The sequence below is a fragment of the Actinoplanes sandaracinus genome (genome assembly GCF_030009775.1).
Lineage (GTDB): Bacteria > Actinomycetota > Actinomycetes > Mycobacteriales > Micromonosporaceae > Actinoplanes > Actinoplanes sandaracinus.
Genome location: NZ_JASCTH010000039.1, coordinates 41,619 through 61,516 on the forward strand (window position 1 = coordinate 41,619; position 19,898 = coordinate 61,516).

General features: G+C 72.1%; 13 protein-coding genes. 9 read left to right on the plus strand and 4 right to left on the minus strand.

Translation table 11 applies throughout. The features are described 5' to 3' along the window. Window positions 1-14: 14 nt before the first annotated feature. Window positions 15-692 carry a Crp/Fnr family transcriptional regulator gene (locus tag QLQ12_RS40990; RefSeq protein ID WP_014447921.1) on the minus strand — a complete coding sequence of 226 codons (678 nt, stop codon included), beginning with the start codon at window positions 690-692 and terminating at the stop codon, window positions 15-17. Window positions 693-898: 206 nt separating this feature from the next. Here QLQ12_RS40990 and QLQ12_RS40995 point away from each other — a divergent pair, with 206 nt between their 5' ends. Genes QLQ12_RS40995 through QLQ12_RS41015 form a run of 5 tightly spaced genes read left to right on the plus strand, consistent with a single transcriptional unit; the run spans window position 899 to window position 5,451 of the window. Beyond that, a complete protein-coding gene (locus QLQ12_RS40995; RefSeq protein WP_282766435.1) occupies window positions 899-2,065 on the plus strand; it encodes a CapA family protein in 1,167 nt (388 codons plus the stop codon). Window positions 2,066-2,101: 36 nt separating this feature from the next. Next, the gene (nth, locus tag QLQ12_RS41000) at window positions 2,102-2,974 is read left to right on the plus strand and encodes an endonuclease III (protein WP_282766436.1); all 873 of its coding nucleotides are present in this window, start codon (window positions 2,102-2,104) and stop codon (window positions 2,972-2,974) included. Next, on the plus strand, window positions 2,971-3,522 hold the full coding sequence (locus tag QLQ12_RS41005; RefSeq protein WP_282766438.1) for a TlpA family protein disulfide reductase: 552 nt from the start codon (window positions 2,971-2,973) through the stop codon (window positions 3,520-3,522). The genes nth and QLQ12_RS41005 overlap by 4 nt, the downstream gene beginning before the upstream one ends. After that, a complete protein-coding gene (locus tag QLQ12_RS41010; protein ID WP_282766440.1) occupies window positions 3,519-4,238 on the plus strand; it encodes an NUDIX hydrolase in 720 nt (239 codons plus the stop codon). Before QLQ12_RS41005 ends, QLQ12_RS41010 begins: the two co-directional genes overlap by 4 nt. A 28-nt stretch (window positions 4,239-4,266) precedes the next feature. Further along, window positions 4,267-5,451: a MarP family serine protease gene (locus QLQ12_RS41015; RefSeq protein ID WP_282766441.1), complete on the plus strand. Its 1,185-nt coding sequence runs from the start codon at window positions 4,267-4,269 to the stop codon at window positions 5,449-5,451. 327 nt (window positions 5,452-5,778) lie between these two features. Here QLQ12_RS41015 and mycP read toward each other — a convergent pair whose 3' ends face one another. Together mycP and eccCa are read right to left on the minus strand one after the other, a co-directional pair. After that, complete coding sequence (mycP, locus tag QLQ12_RS41020; protein ID WP_282766442.1) at window positions 5,779-7,107, minus strand: type VII secretion-associated serine protease mycosin; 1,329 nt, start codon at window positions 7,105-7,107, stop codon at window positions 5,779-5,781. Window positions 7,108-7,381: 274 nt separating this feature from the next. After that, window positions 7,382-11,326: a type VII secretion protein EccCa gene (gene eccCa, locus QLQ12_RS41025; RefSeq protein ID WP_282766443.1), complete on the minus strand. Its 3,945-nt coding sequence runs from the start codon at window positions 11,324-11,326 to the stop codon at window positions 7,382-7,384. A 154-nt stretch (window positions 11,327-11,480) separates the two neighbouring features. Between eccCa and eccD the strand changes: the two genes are divergently transcribed. Then, window positions 11,481-12,902 carry a type VII secretion integral membrane protein EccD gene (eccD, locus tag QLQ12_RS41030; protein WP_282766444.1) on the plus strand — a complete coding sequence of 474 codons (1,422 nt, stop codon included), beginning with the start codon at window positions 11,481-11,483 and terminating at the stop codon, window positions 12,900-12,902. Window positions 12,903-13,052: 150 nt separating this feature from the next. On the opposite strand, the gene QLQ12_RS41035 is transcribed toward eccD, so the two are convergent. After that, window positions 13,053-13,556, minus strand: coding sequence for an inorganic diphosphatase (locus tag QLQ12_RS41035; RefSeq protein ID WP_282766445.1), 504 nt, complete (start codon window positions 13,554-13,556; stop codon window positions 13,053-13,055). A gap of 2,699 nt (window positions 13,557-16,255) precedes the next feature. Between QLQ12_RS41035 and dacB the strand changes: the two genes are divergently transcribed. The 3 genes from dacB (at window position 16,256) to tilS (ending at window position 19,873) form a co-directional block, all read left to right on the plus strand. Next, entirely contained in the window at window positions 16,256-17,692 is a 1,437-nt protein-coding gene (dacB, locus tag QLQ12_RS41040) for a D-alanyl-D-alanine carboxypeptidase/D-alanyl-D-alanine endopeptidase (RefSeq protein ID WP_282766447.1), read from the plus strand. Between the two features lie 163 nt (window positions 17,693-17,855). Further along, a complete protein-coding gene (locus QLQ12_RS41045; protein ID WP_282766448.1) occupies window positions 17,856-18,896 on the plus strand; it encodes a zinc-dependent metalloprotease in 1,041 nt (346 codons plus the stop codon). 2 nt (window positions 18,897-18,898) lie between these two features. Beyond that, on the plus strand, window positions 18,899-19,873 hold the full coding sequence (tilS, locus tag QLQ12_RS41050) for a tRNA lysidine(34) synthetase TilS (RefSeq protein WP_282766450.1): 975 nt from the start codon (window positions 18,899-18,901) through the stop codon (window positions 19,871-19,873). Window positions 19,874-19,898: the final 25 nt, after the last annotated feature.

Genomic DNA, 19,898 nt, shown 5'->3' on the forward strand with positions numbered 1-19,898 from the left:
GGCGTTACGCAGTGTCAGACGCGGGCGCGCCGGGCGAGGCGCTCCGGGTCGAGAATGATCACGCTCTTGCCGTCGAGGCGCAGCCAGGCGCGTGAGGCGAAGTCGGCGAGCGCCTTGTTGACCGTCTCGCGGGAGGCGCCGACCAACTGGGCCAGCTCCTCCTGGGTGAGGTCGTGGGTCACGCGCAACACGCCACCGTCACGGGTGCCGAACCGGCCCGCCATCTGCAGCAGGTTCTTCGCGACGCGGCCGGGCACGTCGGTGAAGATCAGGTCGGCGAGCGCGTCGTTGGTGCGCCGCAGCCGGCGGGCCAGCACGCGGAGCAACTGCTCGGCGATCTCCGGCCGGTTGTTGAGCCACGGGCGCAGCGACGACTTCTTCAGCCGGGCCAGGCGGCTGTCGGTCACCGCGGTCGCGGTGGCCGTGCGTGGGCCGGGGTCGAAGAGCGAGAGCTCGCCCAGCATGTCCGACGGCCCCATGATGGAGACGAGGTTCTGCCGGCCGTCAGCGGCCCGGCGCCCAAGCTTGATCTTTCCGGACAGAACGATATACAGGCTGTCGCCGGCCTCGCCCTCGTTGAAGACCACGTCGCCCTTGCGGACTTCGATCGTGTCCATCTCCTTGGCGAGCGCCTCTGCGGCTTCCGGGTCTACTCCCTGGAAGATTCCGCTGCGAGCCAGTACCTCATCCATCGCCGCACCTCCGAAAACGCGCAACGTCTGCGCTCGATCAGTCTAGGCGCACGCGGGCGGGAAACGGGCGGCCACCCCTTGATCCAGATACTGGACGGTAACTGAATATGCCGTGACCGGTGGTGACAATTCAGCGGTCCGGCCATATCCGCACAGGCCTTTCGTCTGTCGATCCCGCTTGCGGATCGACGGTATCGTCCCCGTCGATGAACTCGCAGCCCCGGTCTCACCAGAGGAAGCGGCCCGCTTTGGCCGCCTTCATAGCCACTTTTGTCCTGGTTGGGGCTGGCTTGGGCGGTTGCGGCTCAGCCGGCAGCGAACCTGATCCGGTCTGGAAATCTCCGGCCGGGTCCGCGCCCGCGACCGGGCCCGCCGGGAAACCGGTCGAGGAGTCCGGGCAGGTCGAGTCGATCAGTCTCTCCGCCACCGGCGACATCATCATGGGCGACGCGCCCGGCAAGCTCCCGGCGAACGACGGCAAGGGCTTCTTCGACTCCGTGACCGGGGTCCTCAAGTCCGACTTCGTCATGGGCAACCTGGAGCAGCCGCTCACCGGCGACACCGGCACCTCCAAGTGCGGCACGCCGAAACGGCCCCACTGCTTCGCCTTCCGGGCCCCGCCGGCCTACGCCAAGCACCTCAAAGAGGCCGGATTCCAACTGCTCAACACGGCCAACAACCACTCCAACGACTACGGGCCCCAGGGTTACCGCAACACCGTCGAGGCGCTGGAGGCGGCCGGGCTGGAGCACACCGGCGCCAAGGACCAGATCACCGTCGTCGAGGTCAAGGGCGTCAAGGTCGCGGTGGTCGGCTTCTCGTCGTACAAGGAGGCGAACGACCTGAACGACCTGAAAGCCGCGGCGGCGGTCGTGTCCTCGGCCAAGGAGAAGGCCGACCTGGTCGTGGTGCAGGTGCACATGGGCGCCGAGGGCGCCGGCCAGACCCACGTGAAGCCGGGCAACGAGATCTACTACAGCGAGAACCGGGGCGACCCGATCAAGTTCAGCCACACCGTGATCGACGCGGGCGCCGACCTGGTCGTCGGCCACGGGCCGCACGTGCTCCGGGCCATGGAGTTCTACAAGGGCAAGCTGATCGCGTACAGCCTGGGGAACTTCGCCGGCGGCGGCCGCACGCTCTCCCGGGACGGCATCCTCAAGCACTCCGGGGTGCTCCACGTCTCGCTCACCAGAGAGGGGGAGTACGCGGGCGGCAAGTTCGTCTCCACCTATCTGAACGACGCCGGGGTGCCCACCCACGAGAAGTCCGACGACCGCGGCCGCAAGATGGTCGCCGAGCTCACCGAGGCGGACTTTCCGGAGACCGGGGCCGTGATCGAATCGAACGGGACGATCAAGCCGTCGGCGTGAGGCGATGATGTCGTACGGCCGACGTACTCTTTACCGGTGACTCGACCCCGCGCCGCGATTCTCGCGCCCAAGCGCTTCGCGGGGGAGACGGTCCTCGGCCGCAAACGACGGGCCCGGCGGATGGCCCGTGTGCTCGCCGAGACGCACCCCGACGCGCACTGCGAGCTCGACTTCACCAACCCGCTCGAACTGGCCGTCGCGACGATCCTCTCCGCACAGACCACCGACGTGCGGGTCAACCAGGTCACCCCTGAGCTGTTCCACCGCTATCGCACGGCCGCCGACTACGCCGCCGCCGACCGTGCCGAGATGGAAACGCTGCTCCGGCCGACCGGCTTCTTCCGGGCCAAGACCAACTCGCTGATCGGGCTCGGTCAGGCGCTGCTCGAGCGGCATGACGGGCAGATTCCGCGCAAGCTCGACGACCTCGTGAAATTGCCCGGCATCGGCCGCAAGACCGCCAACGTGGTGCTGGGCAACGCGTTCGCCGTGCCCGGCATCACCGTCGACACCCACTTCCGGCGGCTCACCAACCGCTTCGGCTGGGTCGACGAGCAGGACGAGGTGAAGATCGAGTTCCTGGTCGCCGATCTGATCGAGAAACGCGACTGGACCATGCTGTCGCACCGGGTGATCTTCCACGGGCGACGGGTCTGTCACGCACGGACACCGGCGTGCGGCGCCTGCACGCTGGCCGCCATGTGCCCGTCGTTCGGCACCGGCCCCACCGAGGCCGCTCCCGCGGCGAAACTCCTGAAAGGACCACGGGCGCGAGACCTGGCCGTGGCCGCCGGCGTCGATCCCGGCCTGGTCCCGGCCGCCGCGGTGCTCACCCCCGAGGACGCCGCCCCGGAAGCACCGGGAGCCCTGGGCGCCGCGGAAGCCCTGCGAGAGCCGGAGGACGCGTGACCCGGCTTCTTGCGGTGCTGGCCGCGGCGCTGGTGCTCTCGGGCTGCGCGGCGGCCGCCACGCCCGAGGAGCCGGAGAGACCGTCGCCGTTCGCCGCCTGTCAGGGGCTGACCGGCTCCGCGCCGACCGCGGTCTCGCTGCCCGACGTCGCCCTGCCGTGTTTCACCGGCGGCGGCGAGGTGCGGCTGCGTGACCTGCGCGGCCCCGCCGTGATCAACATCTGGGCGTCCTGGTGCGGCCCGTGCCGCGAGGAGCTTCCGGTCATCCAGGGGCTGGCCGACCGGGCGGAGGGCCGGTTCACCGTCATCGGGGTGGACACCAATGACAGCCGTTCGGCCGCCGCCGATTTCGCCGCCGACCGTGCTGTCAGCTTTCCGACCCTCTTCGACCGGGAGAAACGGTTCGCCGATGAACTCGGGGTGCTGACGCTGCCCGCGACCGTCTTCATCGATGCCGACGGGGGGAAGTACGTGCATCGCAACGCCATGGACGTCGACCAATTGATCGAACAGATGAAGAAACACACCGGCGTTACGGTGACCCGATGAGCCGGGGCGAGGTGCTGGGGCGGCCGGACGGACTGCCTGATTGGTTCGAGCCACTGCTGACCCGGGTCGGCGACTGCCGCACGGAGGACTTCACCACCCTGCGCCGGCCCGCCGGCACGGGCGGCCGGCACAGTGCCGTCCTGGTCCTGCTGGGTGAGGACGAGGACGAGCCGGGCCGCCCCGACCTACTGGTCCTTCAGCGGGCCGCGAGCATGCGTAACCACGCCGGCCAGCCCGCCTTCCCCGGCGGCGCCACCGACCCGGAGGACGCCGACGCCCCGGCCACCGCACTGCGCGAGGCCCACGAGGAGGTCGGTCTCGACCCGTCCACCGCCGAGGTGCTGGCCCTCCTGCCGGATCTGTGGATTCCGGTCAGCGGCTTCGTGGTCAGCCCGGTGCTCGCATGGTGGCGAAAGCCACATCCGGTGCACCCGCTCCAGGTTTCCGAGGTGGCGCACGTCGCGAGGTTGCCGATCAGTGAACTAGCCGACCCCGCGAACCGTATCCGGGTGCGACATCCGAGTGGTTGGATCGGGCCCGCGTTCCAGGTCCGAGGACTGCTCGTCTGGGGATTCACGGCTGGGGTGATCGCGACTTTGCTCGACATGGCCGGTTGGGCGCTCCCTTGGGAGCCGGGCCGCATCGTCGAACTTCCGGCCGCCACCGCGCCGGTTCCGGCCGCCCGCGGCGGTGCGCCGGATGAGGTGGTGCCGTGAGATGGCTTGCGACTTCTACGCTGAGTGAGTGCCCGTGGTCGATATTTTCCTGATCGTGGTCATGGTGCTGTTCGCGATCAGCGGATACCGCCAGGGCTTCGTCATCGGCGCGCTGTCGCTCGGTGGCTTCTTCAGCGGCGTGCTGATCGGTCTCCAACTGGGGCCGCTGATCGCTCGCCAGTTCGCGAACAGCACGGTGCGGCTGCTCGTCGCGCTCGGCATCATCCTGGTGCTGGCGGTGCTCGGCCAGACCCTGGCGGGCTGGTTGGGCACCAACCTGCGGCAGGTGATCGAGAGCCGCCCGCTGCAACATCTCGACGATGCCGGTGGCGCTGTCGTCTCGGTCGTCGCGGTGCTCTTCGCTGCCTGGCTGATCGCCGTCCCCGTCAAGACCTCGGCGATCCCCTGGGTCAACCGTGAGGTCCGCAGCAGCGCGATCCTCAGCGGCGTCAACGGGGTCATCCCGGACGAGGTGCAGGCGCTCTCCTCCAGCCTGGGCGAGACCATCGACACCGACGGGTTCCCCGACGTCTTCGGCGGCTTCGCCCGCACCCAGGCCCGCGAGGTCGCCGCTCCCGACCCCGCGCTGGCCAACTCGAAGGTCGTCAAGGACTCCCGAAACTCGGTCCTGAAGATCCTCGGTTCGGCGCCGAGCTGCTCCCGCCGCATCGAGGGCACCGGCTTCGTCTACGCCAAGGAGCGGGTGATGACCAACGCCCACGTGGTGGCCGGCACCGCCGAGGTGGTGGTGGAGAGCGGCGGCCGCGAACTCGACGGCACCGTCGTCGTCTACGACCCCAAACGCGATCTCGCCGTCCTGCACGTGCCCGGTCTCAAGGCGCCGGTCATGCCGTTCGTCCCCAAGGAAGCGGCGACCGGGGCCAACGCGATCGTGCTCGGCTATCCGCAGGACGGGCCCTATAACGCGCAGTCGGCCCGCGTCCGCGACGTCAGCAACATCACCGGCCCCGACATCTACAAGTCCGGCGACGTGACCCGGGAGATCTACACGATCAAGTCCCTGGTCCGCAGCGGCAACTCGGGCGGCCCGCTGATCGACCCCGGCGGAGGCGTCCTCGGCGTGATCTTCGCGGCGGCGGCCGACGACAAGAACGTCGGCTTCGCCCTCACGGCTGACGAAGCGGCTCCGATCGCTCAGGCCGGCCGCGACAACAACCGAGCTGTCCGCACCGGGGAGTGCGCCACCTCCTGACCTCTGCCACGCCCGGCGCGCTCCCCGCGCCGGGCCGGGATTCGTGCTGTCGCAAAACCCGAACTGACCTTTTCTCGTACGGGACCGGTCCTCACCAACCGCAGGCCACGACGCACGTGGCTACAGCGCGATGTCGCCCAGGCTCACGGCCGACACGCGACTCTCGGGCGTAGCGGTCCTCACCGGCCGGTGGCGGCCGGCTCGTGAGGGTCTCCCGCGTTCGGGCGGCGATCTCGCTCACCGGCGAAGGCGGCTCGGGCCATGTCGGTGGTGCGGGCGTTCCGCGTACCGGATGAAAAGGTTGGAGCCGGGCCGGAATCGCGAAGGTCAGCCGGCGGTGGCCGCGAAGCGGCGGATGGTGATCGCGGCGGCGGCCGCCGACAGCAGGAAGAGCAGGATCGCGATCCAGCGGGCCGTCGGCACACCGGTCGGTGCGGGATCCACCGGGGTCGCCCAGGCTCCCGTGTTGCCGCCCGGCACCGGAGAGGCGTCCCCGTCCGGCTTGGTGCTCTCCTCGGGCGCCGACTGGGCCTGCCCCGGGGATGGCGCGCTGCCGAATTTCGCGACGCCGGGAGACGGCGTGTTGTCGAGCGGGTTGTCGGCCGCGTAGGTCACGTCCGCCGTGAGCGCCCCGACCGGGTCGACGAGGCCGAAGCCGAACTCGGCGTCGCGGCCGGGAGCCCCGCGGTCCTGGGCGGTCCGGATGATCCGGTTGACGACCTCGCTGGCCGGCATGTCCGGCCAGCGAGAACGGATCAGCGCGGCGGTGCCGGCGACCATCGGCGAGGCGAAACTGGTGCCCTGGACACGCCAGTAACCGTCCGGCCGGGCCCCGACGAGATCGGTCGCGGGCGCGGTCACGACCGTCTCGCTCCCCCGCATGGAGCCGGTCCACAGACCTTCGCCGTCGCGTTCGGTGCCGCCGACCGCGATCACCCCGGGTTCGCGGGCCGGGTACCAGACGCCGACGTTCGTGGTCTTCTGGGTGCTGGTGCCGCTGGCGTTGCCGGTGCAGGCGATCACGACGACGTCCTTGGCGAACGCGTAGTCGATGGCGGCGGCGAGAGTGGCGCTGGCGCCGCTGCCGCCGAGCGACAGGTTGATCACGTCGGCGCCGTTGTCGACCGCCCAGCGCACGCCTTTGGCCACGATCAGGGCGTCGTCGTAGCGGTTCTTGTTGTCCAGCACCCGCACCGGAAGGATCTTGGCTTTGGGGGCGATGCCGACGACGCCGGCCTGGTCGTCGTTCCGGCCCGCGATGAACGCCGACACCGAGGTGCCGTGGCCGACCGGGTCGCTCTCACCGTCGCCCTGCTTGTCGACCAGGTCGAGCCCGGGCAGCACCTGGCCCTCCAGGTCGAGGTGGTGGGCGTCGACTCCGGAGTCGAGAACCGCGACCGTGACGCCGGCGCCGTTAGCGTAGTTCCACGCCTCGGTCAGTCTGAGGGCGTTCAGATGCCACTGGTCGGCGCGGACCGTGTCGCCGCTGATGCTGGGCTCGGTCAGGACGCTGACCGGCCCGGTCAACGGCCTCGCGGGCGCCGCGGTCGCCGCGGTGGCCGGGGCGCTGAAAGCGATCAGACCGGCCAGCGCGGCCGCCCCGATCCGCTGTCCGCCACGGCTCAGCACCGCGGACCGCCGCGGGGTGCCGACCACCGCGGCCTGTCCGGCCGGGCCTCGATGCTCACACTAGTCACGGGTTGGCGTCGCCATTCTGAGACGGGTCGATGCTTCGGGCAGCTCGGGTCAGTCGCGTCGGTCGGTCACGTCGGGGCAGGCGCGGCGCCTCAGCGGCGCCGCTCGCGTCGCGTCGCTTCGGTCGCGTCGTGTGCGTCGCGACCGAAGCGTCGGTCAGTCGATGGAGGGAGATTACTCTGCCGCACCGGCGTGTCGCTGCGGTCCGTCGTTACCAATCGCACCGGGAGTCTGTTCATTTTCCCGAATCGCGGAAGGCCGGCAGATGCGCGAGCTGGATCAGGCGCGTTCCCTCACGCCTCGTGATCAGGCGACCACGCCCTGGTGGCAGGGGGACGGGTTTGACGTTGCCGACGAGAGCGCCCTCGTCCGGTGAGCCGGACATGACGAGGCCCGGCGCCGACAGCTCGCGCAGTCGCTGGATCACCGGTTCGTAGAGGGCCCGGCTGGCCCCGCCGGAGCGTCGGGTGATCACCAGATGCAGGCCGATGTCCCGGGCCTGCGACAGGTACTCCACGAGCGGGAGGAGCGGGTTGGTCGGCCCGGACACCACCAGGTCGTAGTCGTCGACCAGGACGAACAGTTCCGGGCCGGTCCACCAGGAGCGTTCCCGCAGCTGGCGGGCGGTGACGTCGGGCCCGGGCAAGCGGCGCTGCATGTAGCCGGCCGCCGACAGGATCAGGTCCTGGGTCTGCTGGGCCTGCATGCCGTAGCCGATCCGGTGCTCGGACTCGGGCAGGTCCATCAGGCTGCGCCGGTAGTCGACCAGGATGATCCGCGCCTCCTCTGGCCGGAACCGGCGGGTCAGCGTGGTGGCGATCGACCGCAGGAACGACGACTTGCCGCACTCGGCGTCGCCGAAGAGCAGGAAGTGCGGGTCGGTCGCGAAGTCGATCCCGACGGGCTGCAGGTCGGCCTCGGCGATGCCGATCGGCAGGCGCAGGCCACTGCCCTGGTCCACACCCAGTTGGGTGTACGGCACCGACGCCGGCAGCAACCGCACCCGTGGGGCCGGCGACCCCTCCCAGGCCGCCGCCACGCTCTTGACCAGTGCGGAGGTGTCGCCGATCGTGGTGACCTCGGGCCGAACCGTGAGCAGGTGCAGCCCCTTGGCCCGGTCCGCCGGGTGCGTGATCATGCCGCGGCCGGGCGCCCGGTCCGGGACCGACTCGGCGGCCCGGCGGTTGATGACCGAGTCCGACGGGTCACCGAGCCGCAATTCGAGCCGGGAGCCGAAGAGGTCCCGGACCGCCGGCCGGAAGTCCATCCACCGGGAAGTGGCTGCCACCAGGTGGATCCCGTAGGACAGGCCGCGGGTGGCCAGGTCGGTCAGGACCGGCTCCAGCTCCTCGTACTCCTTGCGGATCGTGCTCCAGCCGTCGACCACCAGGAACACGTCACCGAACGGGTCGCCACCGCCCGCGCGCCGGCTCCGGTAGGCGGCCATCGACTCCACCCCGAGCTCGGCGAACCGGGCCTCCCGCTGGGCGAGCAGGGTCACCATCTCACCGGCGGTCCGCCGCACGCCCTCCGCGTCGAGCCGCCCGAACACCCCGCCCACATGCGGCAGGTCGCGCAGCGTCCCGAGACCGCCACCACCGAAGTCGAGGCAGTAGATCTGCACCTCGGCTGGGGTGTGGGTGAGCGCCAGCCCGCAGACCAGCGTCCGCAGCGCGGTGGACTTGCCGCTGAGCGTGCCACCGACCACGGCGACATGACCCGCCGCCCCGGCCAGTTGCAGCCACATCACGTCGCGCAGTTGCTCCCGCGGCTTGTCGATGACCGCGATCGGCACCTGCAGCCGGTTGTGCAGTGCCGGGTTGGTGAAGGTCAGCCCGCGGCCCGGGGTGACAGCGACCGGGCCGAGCAACTCGTCGAGCAGAGCCGACTCGGTCAGCGGCGGCAGCCAGACCTGATGCGCGGGCGGGCCCTGGCCGATGATCCGCTCGATCATGACGTCGGCCAGTTTGGGCCCGTCCTGGTCGACGGCCGGCTTCGGCTTCGGCGCCGCGGCCGGCGCCGCCACATGCTGCGTGGTCCACGGCAGCACCCGGACCCCGTCGTGGTCGGCGCGCCCGCCGGAGCGGCCGGCCCGGCGCACCGAGCCGCCCACGTAGGCCGCCTTGAACCGGATCAGCGGCTCGGTGCCGAACTTCATGTAGCCGTTACCGGGCGAGCGGGGCAGCTCGTAAGCGTCCGGCACGCCGAGGACCGCCCGCGACTCCAGCGCCGAGAACGTCCGCAGGCCGATCCGGTACGACAGATGCGTGTCCAGCCCTCGCAGCCGGCCGTCCTCGAGCCGCTGGCTGGCCAGCAGCAGGTGCACGCCGAGTGATCGCCCAAGCCGCCCGATCTGCAGGAAGACGTCGATGAACTGCGGTCGCTTCTCCAGCATCTCGGTGAACTCGTCACAGACCACGAACAGCGTCGGCAGCGGGGCCAGCGGCGCGCCACCGGCCCGCGCCCGCTCGTAGTCGAACTGGCCCGCGTAGTTGCCCGCTTTGCGCAACAGCTCCTGCCGCCGGCTCAGCTCGCCCTCCAGCGCGTCGGCCATCCGGTCGACCAGGGGCAGCGCGTCCTCCAGGTTGGTGACCAGCGCGGCCGTGTGCGGCAGCCGGTCGCACGCCGCGAACGCGGCGCCACCCTTGAAGTCGATCAGGACGAAGTTCAGGATCTCCGACGAGTGGGTGGCGGCCAGCGCCAGCACCAGCGTGCGCAGGAGCTCCGACTTGCCGGAGCCGGTGGCGCCGACGAGCAGGCCGTGCGGGCCCATGCCGTCCTGCGCGGACTCCTTCAGGTCCAGCTCGACCGGCATGCCGTCGTCGCTCACGCCGATCGGCACCCGCAGCCGGTCCCGCTGCTGGCGGGCCGGCCAGCCGTGGGCCACGCTGAAGTTCTCCGGGTCTCCGATGCCGAGCAGCTCGGGCAGCCCGGTCTCGATCGCCGCCGGAGCGCCGCCCGGGTCCGGCGCGGTGGCCAGGCGCAACGGCGCCAGCCGCCGGGCCACCGCCTCCGCCTCGGCCACGGCCAGCCCGTCGGCCTGGCCCGCGTCGCTCTCGTGGTCCATCGTCGAGGTGCCGAGCATCCCGTCGGTGCGGACCTCCAGCACCAGCGCCGACCGGTCCAGCAGCCGGGGCGGCATGGTGTCCAGGTCGAGCACGGTCAGCCCGTCGAGCGCGTCGTCCAGCCGGGTGGTGGCCGGCTCCGCGCCGTCCACCACGACCAGGACGTGCGGGCTGCTTCCGGCGCTGCCGCCGGGATGGAAGCGGGGGCGGGCTCCGATGACCTGCTCCAGTAGCTCGGCCAGCCGCGGCTCGTCGCCGGCCACCAGGCGCACCGGCCCCAGGGCGTCGGCCAGCGACGGATGCTGCGCGTGCGGCAGCCACTTCACCCACTCCCAGTGCTGCCGGGTCTCCCGGCCCGCGCAGACCGCGATCACCAGGTCCTCCGGGGCGTGGAAGACGGCGAGCTGCGTCAGTACCGCCCGGACCAGCGCCCGGGGGCCTTCCGCTCCCGGCGCGTCCCCACGGACGAACACCCGGGCGAACCCGCGCAGCGACATCGCCACCGGCAGGTCGGGCACCACCGAGTAGGTGTCGAGGAACCGGCGCAGCGCGCCCGCGGTCATCGGCTCCAACTCGTCGAGCGGCCGGGTCACCGGCGGGATCAGCGGCGTGGCCAGCGTCTGCGGGCCGAGGCCGACCCGGACCACCCCGAAATCCGGGTCGCCGGGACGCCGCTCCCACACCCGGTGGCTGTCGGCCGTCGACCAGAGCCGCTCCGGATCGGGATGCCGGTAGAGCAGCCCGACCCGCTGCTGGTGTGCGGTCTCCCGGACCCGCTTGCGCAGCGACGCGAGATGCCGCAGATATTCGCGGCGGGCGGACATCATCTCCGCCTTGCGCGGCGCCCCCGAGTTGCCGAACGAGGTCATCAGCATGGCGAGCGAGGAGACCCCGAAAAGGCCACCGATGATGTACGAGTACGCGCCGCCGCGCCCCTGGCCCATCATCATCGCCATGGCCATCGTGCCGCCCAGCATCGGCAGCGCCATCAGCCACTGCTGCACACGGGAACCCACCTGCTCCGGGATCTCGGGCGGCGGCTCGACCGTCAGCTGACCCTCCGGGATCTCCGGCGCCGGCCGGCGGACTGCCCGCTTGATCATCACGGTGCCCATTCCGCCCCCTTTGTTTCCGGCCCGGCAGCCCCTTCGGATCTCGGGACTTCATGACCGGCCCATGCTAGGTAAAGTTCCGTCGATCCCGCAGCCTCGCCCCGTCGATGTGGACAACGCCGGGTCGCAGCCTGTGGACGAACGGAAGGACTTCCTGGTGAGCGTCGGTCTGGCCCGCGTGACGATCAGCGCGCCGCAACGTCGGGTCGACGTGGCCCTCCCCGAGCAGGTGCCGCTGGCCGAGTTGCTGCCCGAGGTGCTGCGGCACGCCGGCGAGGGACTCGCCGACGAAGGGGAGAGGCACGGCGGGTGGGTGCTGCGGCGCGGCGACGGCGTCGCCCTCGCCACCGGCCAGGGCCTCCACCCCCAGGGGGTGCGCGACGGCGAGGTGCTCCACCTCGTCCCCGCCGGTGAGGAATGGCCGGAACTCGAGTACGACGACGTGGTCGAGGCGATCGCCGAGGGAGCCCGCCGCCGCGGAGGGGTGTGGACGCCGGCCGCGAGCCGCACGGCCACCCTGGCGGCCGCCGCGGTACCCCTCGGACTCGGCCTTCCGGCCCTGCTCACCGCCGGTTCCGGGGGCAACTTCCCGGGGCTCGTCGGGCTCGGCGCCGCCCTGCTGCTCACCCTTGTCGGGTCGGTCGCCTCCCGGGCGTACGGGGACGGCCGGGCCGGCGTGGCCCTCGGCGGATACGCGCTGCCCTACGCCTTCGCCGGCGGCGCCCTCCTGATCACCTCGTACGACGACGGCGGCGTCCTGTCACCACTGCCCTGGCTGGGCGGGCCGGAACTGCTCGCCGGGTCGGTCGCGGTCCTGCTGGTGTCGGCGCTCGCCGGGGCCGGGGTGGCGGCCGGGGCCCGCTTCTTCACGGCCGGCGTGGTCGTCGGCCTGCTCGGGGCGCTCACCGCGGCGACCGGGCTGTTCACCACGGCCGCCGGTGGCGCCGCGGTGCTGATCTCCCTGCTGGTCTGCGGGATCGGGATGCTGCCGCTGCTCGCGGTCCGGTTCGGGCGCACCCCGCTGCCGCCGATCGCCCTGCCGCCCGGCACCGAGTCGGTCTCCGCCGAGGAGGCGTTCCGTCCCGCGCCCGACTCGGTGCGCCGGCTGCCGGAGCGGGCGGCCGTGTTCGCCTCGGTGGCTCGTACCGACGAGTTGCTGGCCGGCATGCTCCTCGGCCACGCCGTGCTCACGACCGGGGCGTTCGCCGTGCTGGCCACCGCCGGCACGCTCTCGTCCCGGATCCTGATCGCGGTGAGCACGCTGGCGCTGCTGCTGCGCGCCCGGCTCTTCGTCACCCGGCGCCACCGGGTGCCGGTGCTGGTCGGAGGCCTCGCCGGCCTCGCCGCCCTCGGTGTCGACCTGCTGGCCGACGCGGGCGACGCCCTGCCCGCGGTGATCGTGGGCGCGGTCCTGCTCGCTCTGGTCACCGTCGTCGCCGGCGCGCGGTACGCGGACCGGCCGCCCTCGCCCTACCTCGGCCGCGCCGCGGACATCGTCGACGCCCTCGTCGTGGTCTCGATCATCCCGGTCGCCTGCGCGGTGACCGGGCTCTACGCCGCGGTCTCCGGGCTCGCCTGACCGCCCGCCCGCGCGCGGCGGATGTGAACTATCTCTCGCCGGGCTCCGGCCGGACGGCTCTCGCCCGGCGGGCCGTGCCGCAATACGACCGCACCTGCGAGGCGTGAGCCCCGCAGGTGCGGTCGTCAGCGGTTTCGCGGGAGCGTGCGGTCAGTGCTCGCCGCCTTCGGCCTCAGCGGCCTCGGCGCGCTTGAACGAGGCGCGAATCTCGTTCTCGGCTTCGATCCGGCCGGTCCAGGTCGCGCCCTCGACGGACTTGCCCGGCTCCAGGTCCTTGTAGACCGTGAAGAAGTGCTGGATCTCCATCCGGTCGAACTCGCCCAGGTGGTGAATGTCGCGCAGGTGCTCCTGACGCGGGTCCTCGAACGGCACGCAGAGAACCTTGTCGTCGCGGCCCTTCTCGTCGGTCATCCGGTACATGCCGATCGCACGGGCGCGGACCAGACAACCGGGGAAGGTCGGCTCCTGGATCAGTACCAGAGCGTCCAGCGGGTCGCCGTCCTGGCCCAGGGTGCCCTCGATGTAGCCGTAGTCCGCGGGATACTGTGTCGCGGTGAAGAGGGTCCGGTCCAGCCGGATACGTCCGGTCTTGTGGTCCACCTCGTACTTGTTGCGCTGCCCCTTGGGGATCTCAACCAAGACGTCGAAATCCATTATTCGCTCCCCTTTTGCTTGCCCGCTTGATGAGACCGGTCCGCCGGGCGGGAAGCGGGGCATGGAAGCAGGGCCCGCAGGATCCGCGCGCAACGGTGTGCCGGATGTCGCTAGTCTCCCCTAAGTCTGACGCCACGGGCGAGGAGGGGCGTGTGACGAGGCAAGATTCACATGACGGTTCGTACGAACACGGCGTGTCGGGTTCGCAACCCGGCGCCGGAGACGGTAAGCGGGTTACTGACCCGTCAGCCGCATCTCCGTCATATCTCGACAATTCGGGCGTCGCTGATGTTTCGCCGTCCGGAGACGTGCCGCCCAGCGGTCGCGCCTCCGTTCCGCCACCGACGGGTGAGGACCGGCAGCCGTTCCCCTGGCAGCAGGAGAACGGCGCTCCGCCCGCTCCCGGAAGCCCGACACCCGGCCCCGCGAAGCCCGAATCCCCGAAATCTGGATCCGCGTCGTCCGGATCCGCGTCGTCCGGATCCGCGTCGTCCGGATCCGTGCCGTCCGGAACTGGGCCGTCCGGAACTGGGCCGTCCGGAACTGGGCCGTCCGGACCTGCGTCGCCTGGATCCGGGCCGTCCGGATCCGCGCCTTCGGCCTCGCAGCTCCCGCATTCGCCGTTCGAGGCCGGTCCCACCCGGCCTCCGGTAACACCGGCCGCCCCGACCACGCCGGGACGAGCCGCTGTCCCTGCCGCCCCGAGCACCCCGGGCCGAGCGAGTGTCCCCACGAGCGGTCAGCCGACCGCGTCGAGTCGGCCCGACGTTCCGGTCGCCGGCCAGCAGTCCGAGCCAGCGGCCTGGCCGGCCGCCCCGCCGGCGTCCACGCCGGGACGGGCGCGGGTGCCCGGTGTCCCGCCCCAGCCCCCGGTTACCCCTGCCGGCCCAGAGCAGGCTGCCACCGGGTCGGCGTCGGCTCCCCAGGCCCCAGCGTCTGGGCGGGCCGCCGCCGCACAGGAGGTGCCTACCGCGGGCCAGGCCTCCACCCTCAACCGGCCCGCTCAGGGACAAGGCCGGCTGCCTCTGTCGTTCCTCCAGGGCCCGGAATCGTCCCCGGGCGGATCCGGGTCCGGGCAGACGTCCACTCCGCAGTCATCCGCCTCTGGCCCGCCTGAGGGTGGACCCATGTCTGAGCGGACGTCTGCTTCGCAGTCATCCGCCTTCGCCCAGCCTGTGCCGGGTCGGTCTGCGCCGGGCCTGCCTGTGCCGGGCCTGCCTGCGCCGGGTCAGTCCGCGCCGGGCCAGCCTGCCGTCCACGGTTCTGCCGCGGGCCAGACGCCTGCGACCAACTCGCCCACACCGGAGCCCTCCGCCGGGCAACCGTCTGTCGCCGGGCAGCCGCCTGTCTTCGGGCCGTCCGCCGGACAGCCGCCCGCTGCCGCGAGGGCAACCGAGCAGCAGGCGCCGGTCACCCGAGAGCCCTCTCCTGGCCAGGGAACTGTCCCGCAATCCGCCTCGTCCGGCCATGAGGCCGCGTCGCCGGGGTCCGTCACCGGGCCGGGGGCGGCGTCGCGTCCCGCTTCGTCCGAGCAGGCCGCCGGCACGCAGTCGGGCTCCTCCGGCCAGGCGGCGGTGCCGCCCATGCCTCGGGCGGTCCGTGAAGACGCGGCTGCGCATCCGGGCGCGAGGCCGGCGGCGCAACCAGCAGTTTCCGCAGCGACTCCGCCGGTTCCCATGAGCGCGAACCCGTCCGCGAGTTCCGCGCCGGGGCGCGCGAGTGTGCCGCAGAGCCCAGCACCGGGCCGGGCGGCCGCTCAGGCTCCGGGAACGCCGCGGACGCTGCCGGGGCAGCCGAATCCTCCGGTGTCGGAAAGCGCAGGCCAACGGCCATCGGGTGCGCCGCGGCCAGATCAACCTGGCACTCGTCCGGCGGACCAGGGAATCGCGCCGCCGACATCGGCGCCGTCCGGGCACTACCCGCCGAGCGGACCTGGGCCGGCCGGGAACTGGCCGGGCGGCCAGGCCACAGCACACGGTGCCTGGGCGGCGGCTCCGCCCAGGGCCGGCAGCACACCCGACTCCGGCGCCGACTCGGCTGGCGCCGCCGATCCGGGTCGTACCGCCAACCTCGACCGCTCGGGAGATACGGGTCGTCCCGTCGGCCTGGATCGTCCGGGAGATGCTGGCCGTCCCGTCGGCCTGGACCGTCCGGGAGATGCCGGTCGTCCCCCGAGTCTCGATCCACCTGTGGATCTGGATCGCACCGCGAGCCTCGACCGGCCCGTGGATCTGGATCGCACTGTCAGCCTCAACCGGCCCGTCGATCCGGATCGCACCGCCAACCTCGACCCGTCCGCGAGCGCACGGGCCGCAGGGAAAGCACCCGGCTCCGGGGCGAACAAACCGGGCACGGGAGGCCCGGCTGGGCAGAACGGGCCGGCTGGGCAGAACGGGCCGGCTGGGCAGAACGGGCCGGCTGGGCAGAACGGGCTGGCTGGGCAGAACGCCGGCCGGGCCGGGACGGCAAGCGGGCCGGGGTTCGGGCCGAGTGCACCAGAGCCGGCGCGAAGCGGTGACCAGGCGAGTGCGGCGGGCGGCGGGATCTACGGGCGGTCCTCCGCGCCGTTGAACGCCGCCCGGGCGAGTGTGCCCGCGGCGCCCCCGGCGGCTCGGCCCGGCGTGGCCCCGTCGACGGGAACCAGCGGCGGCGAGGGACCGGACGAGACGGGACCGCGTCGTAAACCCCGTACGAAATCGATGGTCGCTCTTGTGGTCCTGGTTTTGATCGCGATGGTCGGCGCGGTCGGCCTCGTGGTGCGGCCCGGACCGGTCGACGGATGGCTGGACGCGCTCGGTGGCGAGCCGGCGAACTCACCGGGCACGGTGGCGACCACCCCGGAGCCGACGCCGACACCTGTCCTGCTGGCCGCAGAGGCGGCCGGTGCGGCGCCCGACCCGGCGGCGGTACGGGAGGCGCTGGATCCGCTGGTGAACGCGAGCGCGCTCGGTTCGAGCGTGCACGTCTCGGTGCTGGATGTGGCGAGCGACACGGTCCTGTACGAGCGTGCTCCCGGCACGATGACCACGCCCGCCTCGACCACCAAGGTGCTGACCGCGGCGACGGTGCTGGCCGCGCGTGGGGCGGCCTACCGGCTGGAGACCCGGGTGGTGGCCGGCAGCGAGCCGGGCGAGGTGGTGATCATCGGTGGTGGTGACGCGTCGCTGGCGGTCGAGGAGGACGACAAGGACCTGTTCCCGGGGGCGGCGCGCCTGGACGACCTGGCGGCGCAGGTGAAGAAAGCGCTCGGCGGCACGAAGCCGACCCGGGTGTTGGTGGACACGTCGCTGTTCACCGGGCCGGAGACGGCGACCGGGTGGAGTGCCGACGACATCACGCCGGGCGGGCAGGTGGCCCGGATCCAGTCGCTGATGACGAACGCGGGCCGGGTGGAGCCGGTGCACAACGAGTTCGGCGGCGATCCGCGGTTCACCGATCCGTCGCTGTCGGCGGGGAAGCTGTTCGCCAAGATGATCGGCGCCCCGCAGACGACGGTGAGCAAGAGCACGGCCTTGAATCCCGCCCCTTCGGCGTCCGCGGCCGGGAGCACGGGAACCTGGACACCCGGCGCCGAGCTGGGCAAGGTCGAGTCGCCGCCGCTGGTGCAGATCGTCGACTGGATGCTCCAGCAGAGCGACAACGTGCTGGCCGAGGCGCTCGGGCGGCAGGTGGCGCTGGCGGCCGGCAAGGAGGCGAGCTTCGCGGGCACCGCGGAGGCGATGAGCGACAAGCTGCGTGAGCTGGGACTTCCGGCGGACGAGGCGGAGTTGTTCGATGCCAGCGGACTCTCCAACCGCAACGGCATCAGCCCGACGCTGCTGGTCCGGACGCTGGCGCTGGCGGCCGGCGACTCGCAGCCCGCGCTGGGCAACATCTTCAACGGGCTGCCGGTGGCCGGCTGGTCGGGCACGCTGGTGACGCGGTTCGCCACGCCCAGCGGCAACGAGACGGCGCAGGGCATCGTGCGGGCCAAGACCGGCTCGCTGACCGGCGTGAACTCGCTGGCCGGGGTGCTGGTCACCCGGGAGCAGCGGGTGCTCGCCTTCGCGATCATGGCGAAGGGCGGGCCGGACGCGATCGCCGCCCGGGCGGCGCTGGACGAGGTGGCCGCCAGATTGGTGGCGTGCGGCTGCTGACCTTTTCCAGACCGCCGGTCCTTCGAGGTCGTTGGTCCTCCACAGGCCGCGGGTCCTTCGAGGTCGTTGGTCCCTCCAGGCCGCTGGTCCTTGGAGGCCGCTGATCCGCGGGTCCGGGGTTTCACCTGAGTGCGGTGTGGAACCACGCGGGTACGGTGGCTGCATGGCGCAGTTCGTTGACTGGGATCTGGCCGCCGCAACCGCGGGCGCGCTGTCGAAATCGGGCCCTGCGGTCTCCTACGAGGAGGCCACCCAGGTGGTCTCCGATCTGCGGGCACTGACCGACGAGGCTGCGGTGCACGTCGCGGCGTACACGGGTTTGACCTCGCAGACGGAGGTGCCACCGGTCCGCGTGGTGGACCGCCGTGACTGGGCGAAGGTGAACATCTCCGGCCTGCAGCGGATCATCGGCCCCCTGGTCACCCGGCTGTCGGGTGACAAGGAGCCGGGCCCGCTGGCCGACGCGATCGGCTCCCGGGTGACCGGCGTGCAGGCCGGGACGGTGCTGGCCTATCTCTCCGGCCGCGTCCTCGGGCAGTACGAGGTGTTCTCCGGCGATCCGGGCCAGTTGCTGCTCAACGCGCCGAACATCGTCGAGGTGGAGCGCCGGATCGACGCCGACCCGCGCGATTTCCGGCTGTGGGTGTGCCTGCACGAGGTGACCCACCGCACCCAGTTCACCGCGGTCCCGTGGATGCGCGGCTACTTCCTCGGCGAGGTGCAAGCGTTCGTCGACGCCTCGCAGGGTGGCGAGCACATGCTGGAGCGGCTGCGCCGCGGGGTGGCGACACTCTCCGACGCGCTGCGTGACGAGGACAGCCGGGTCTCGGTGCTCGACATCGTGCAGACGCCGGCCCAGCGCGCGGTGCTCGACCGCCTGACCGCGCTGATGACCCTGCTCGAGGGGCACGCCGAGTTCGTCATGGACGGAGTGGGCCCCGAGGTGATCCCTTCGGTCGAGTCGATCCGGGCCAAGTTCAACCGTCGCCGCGAGGGCGGCAACCCCCTGGAGAAGGCGATCCGCCGGGTGCTCGGCATCGAGGTCAAGATGCGGCAGTACGCGGAGGGCCGCAAGTTCGTGCACGGCGTCCACGAACGGGTCGGCATGGACGGCTTCAACAAGATCTTCGAGTCGCCGCTGACGCTGCCCCGGCTGGATGAGCTGGGCGACCCGGACGCCTGGGTGGCGCGGGTGCACCACTAGCCATGGCCAGGATCCCGCCGCCGGTGGCGGCAGTGCGCATGGCGGTGCGCCGGGGACTGGCCGACATCGGCGAGGACGCCCTGGTTCTGGTGGCGTGCTCGGGTGGAGCCGATTCTTTGGCACTGGCCTCTGCGGCCCGGTTCTCCCGTCGCCGGGTGGGTCTCGTCACGGTCGACCACGGCCTTCAGGAGGGTTCCGACCGGCGGGCCCGGTCGGTGGCGGCCTGGGCGCGGGACGCCGGGTTCGACCCGGTCCGGATCGAGACGGTTTCGGTGGCCGGCCTGCCCGGCGGTCCGGAGGCGGCTGCCCGCACCGCCCGCTACGAAGCGCTGGCCGGCGCCGCGGCCGAGGCCGGCGCGGCCGCGGTGCTGCTCGGGCACACCCGTGACGACCAGGCGGAGACGGTTCTGCTGGCGCTGGCGCGCGGGGCCGGGCCGCGGGGGCTGTCCGGGATGCCGGGGCGGCGCGGGATCTACCGGCGGCCGCTGCTCGACGTCGCCCGGGCGGACACCCGCAAGGCGTGTGCCGCGCTGGGCCTGGCGCCCTGGGAGGATCCGCACAACACCGATCCGGCGTACGCGCGGTCGCGCGTGCGCGCCTCGGTCCTGCCGGCTCTGGTGGACGCGCTCGGCCCGGCCGTTCTCGGCAACCTGGCCCGGACGGCGTCGCTGGTGGCGGCGGACAACGAGGCGCTGGACGGGTTGTCGGCCGTCGCTCTGGAGTCGGCCCGCTCCGCGGCGGGGCTGTCGGTGCCCGTGCTGGCCGGGCTGTCAGCGGCGATCCGCGGCCGGGTGCTGCACCGGTGGGCGCGTGAGCTGGGGGCCCCGGGCGGCGCCCTGGCGTACGCGCATGTGGTCGCTCTGGACGCCCTGGTGACCGGCTGGCACGGTCAGGGGCCGGTGTTCCTGCCCGCCGGAATCGGCGTGGCACGCCGATCGGATGACCTCGTACGGGTGGTTCCCGCCAATATCAGTTGAGGTCTCCCGTTCGGAAAGCGGCCCC

Bases quoted from the DNA above. Each gene is read 5' to 3' on its own strand.
- QLQ12_RS40990 (WP_014447921.1), bottom strand. From the start codon at position 692: ATGGATGAGGTACTGGCTCGCAGCGGAATCTTCCAGGGAGTAGACCCG.
- QLQ12_RS40995 (WP_282766435.1), top strand. From the start codon at position 899: ATGAACTCGCAGCCCCGGTCTCACCAGAGGAAGCGGCCCGCTTTGGCC.
- QLQ12_RS41010 (WP_282766440.1), top strand. From the start codon at position 3,519: ATGAGCCGGGGCGAGGTGCTGGGGCGGCCGGACGGACTGCCTGATTGG.
- eccCa (WP_282766443.1), bottom strand. From the start codon at position 11,326: ATGGGCACCGTGATGATCAAGCGGGCAGTCCGCCGGCCGGCGCCGGAG.
- QLQ12_RS41035 (WP_282766445.1), bottom strand. From the start codon at position 13,556: ATGGATTTCGACGTCTTGGTTGAGATCCCCAAGGGGCAGCGCAACAAG.
- dacB (WP_282766447.1), top strand. From the start codon at position 16,256: ATGGTCGCTCTTGTGGTCCTGGTTTTGATCGCGATGGTCGGCGCGGTC.
- QLQ12_RS41045 (WP_282766448.1), top strand. From the start codon at position 17,856: ATGGCGCAGTTCGTTGACTGGGATCTGGCCGCCGCAACCGCGGGCGCG.
- tilS (WP_282766450.1), top strand. From the start codon at position 18,899: ATGGCCAGGATCCCGCCGCCGGTGGCGGCAGTGCGCATGGCGGTGCGC.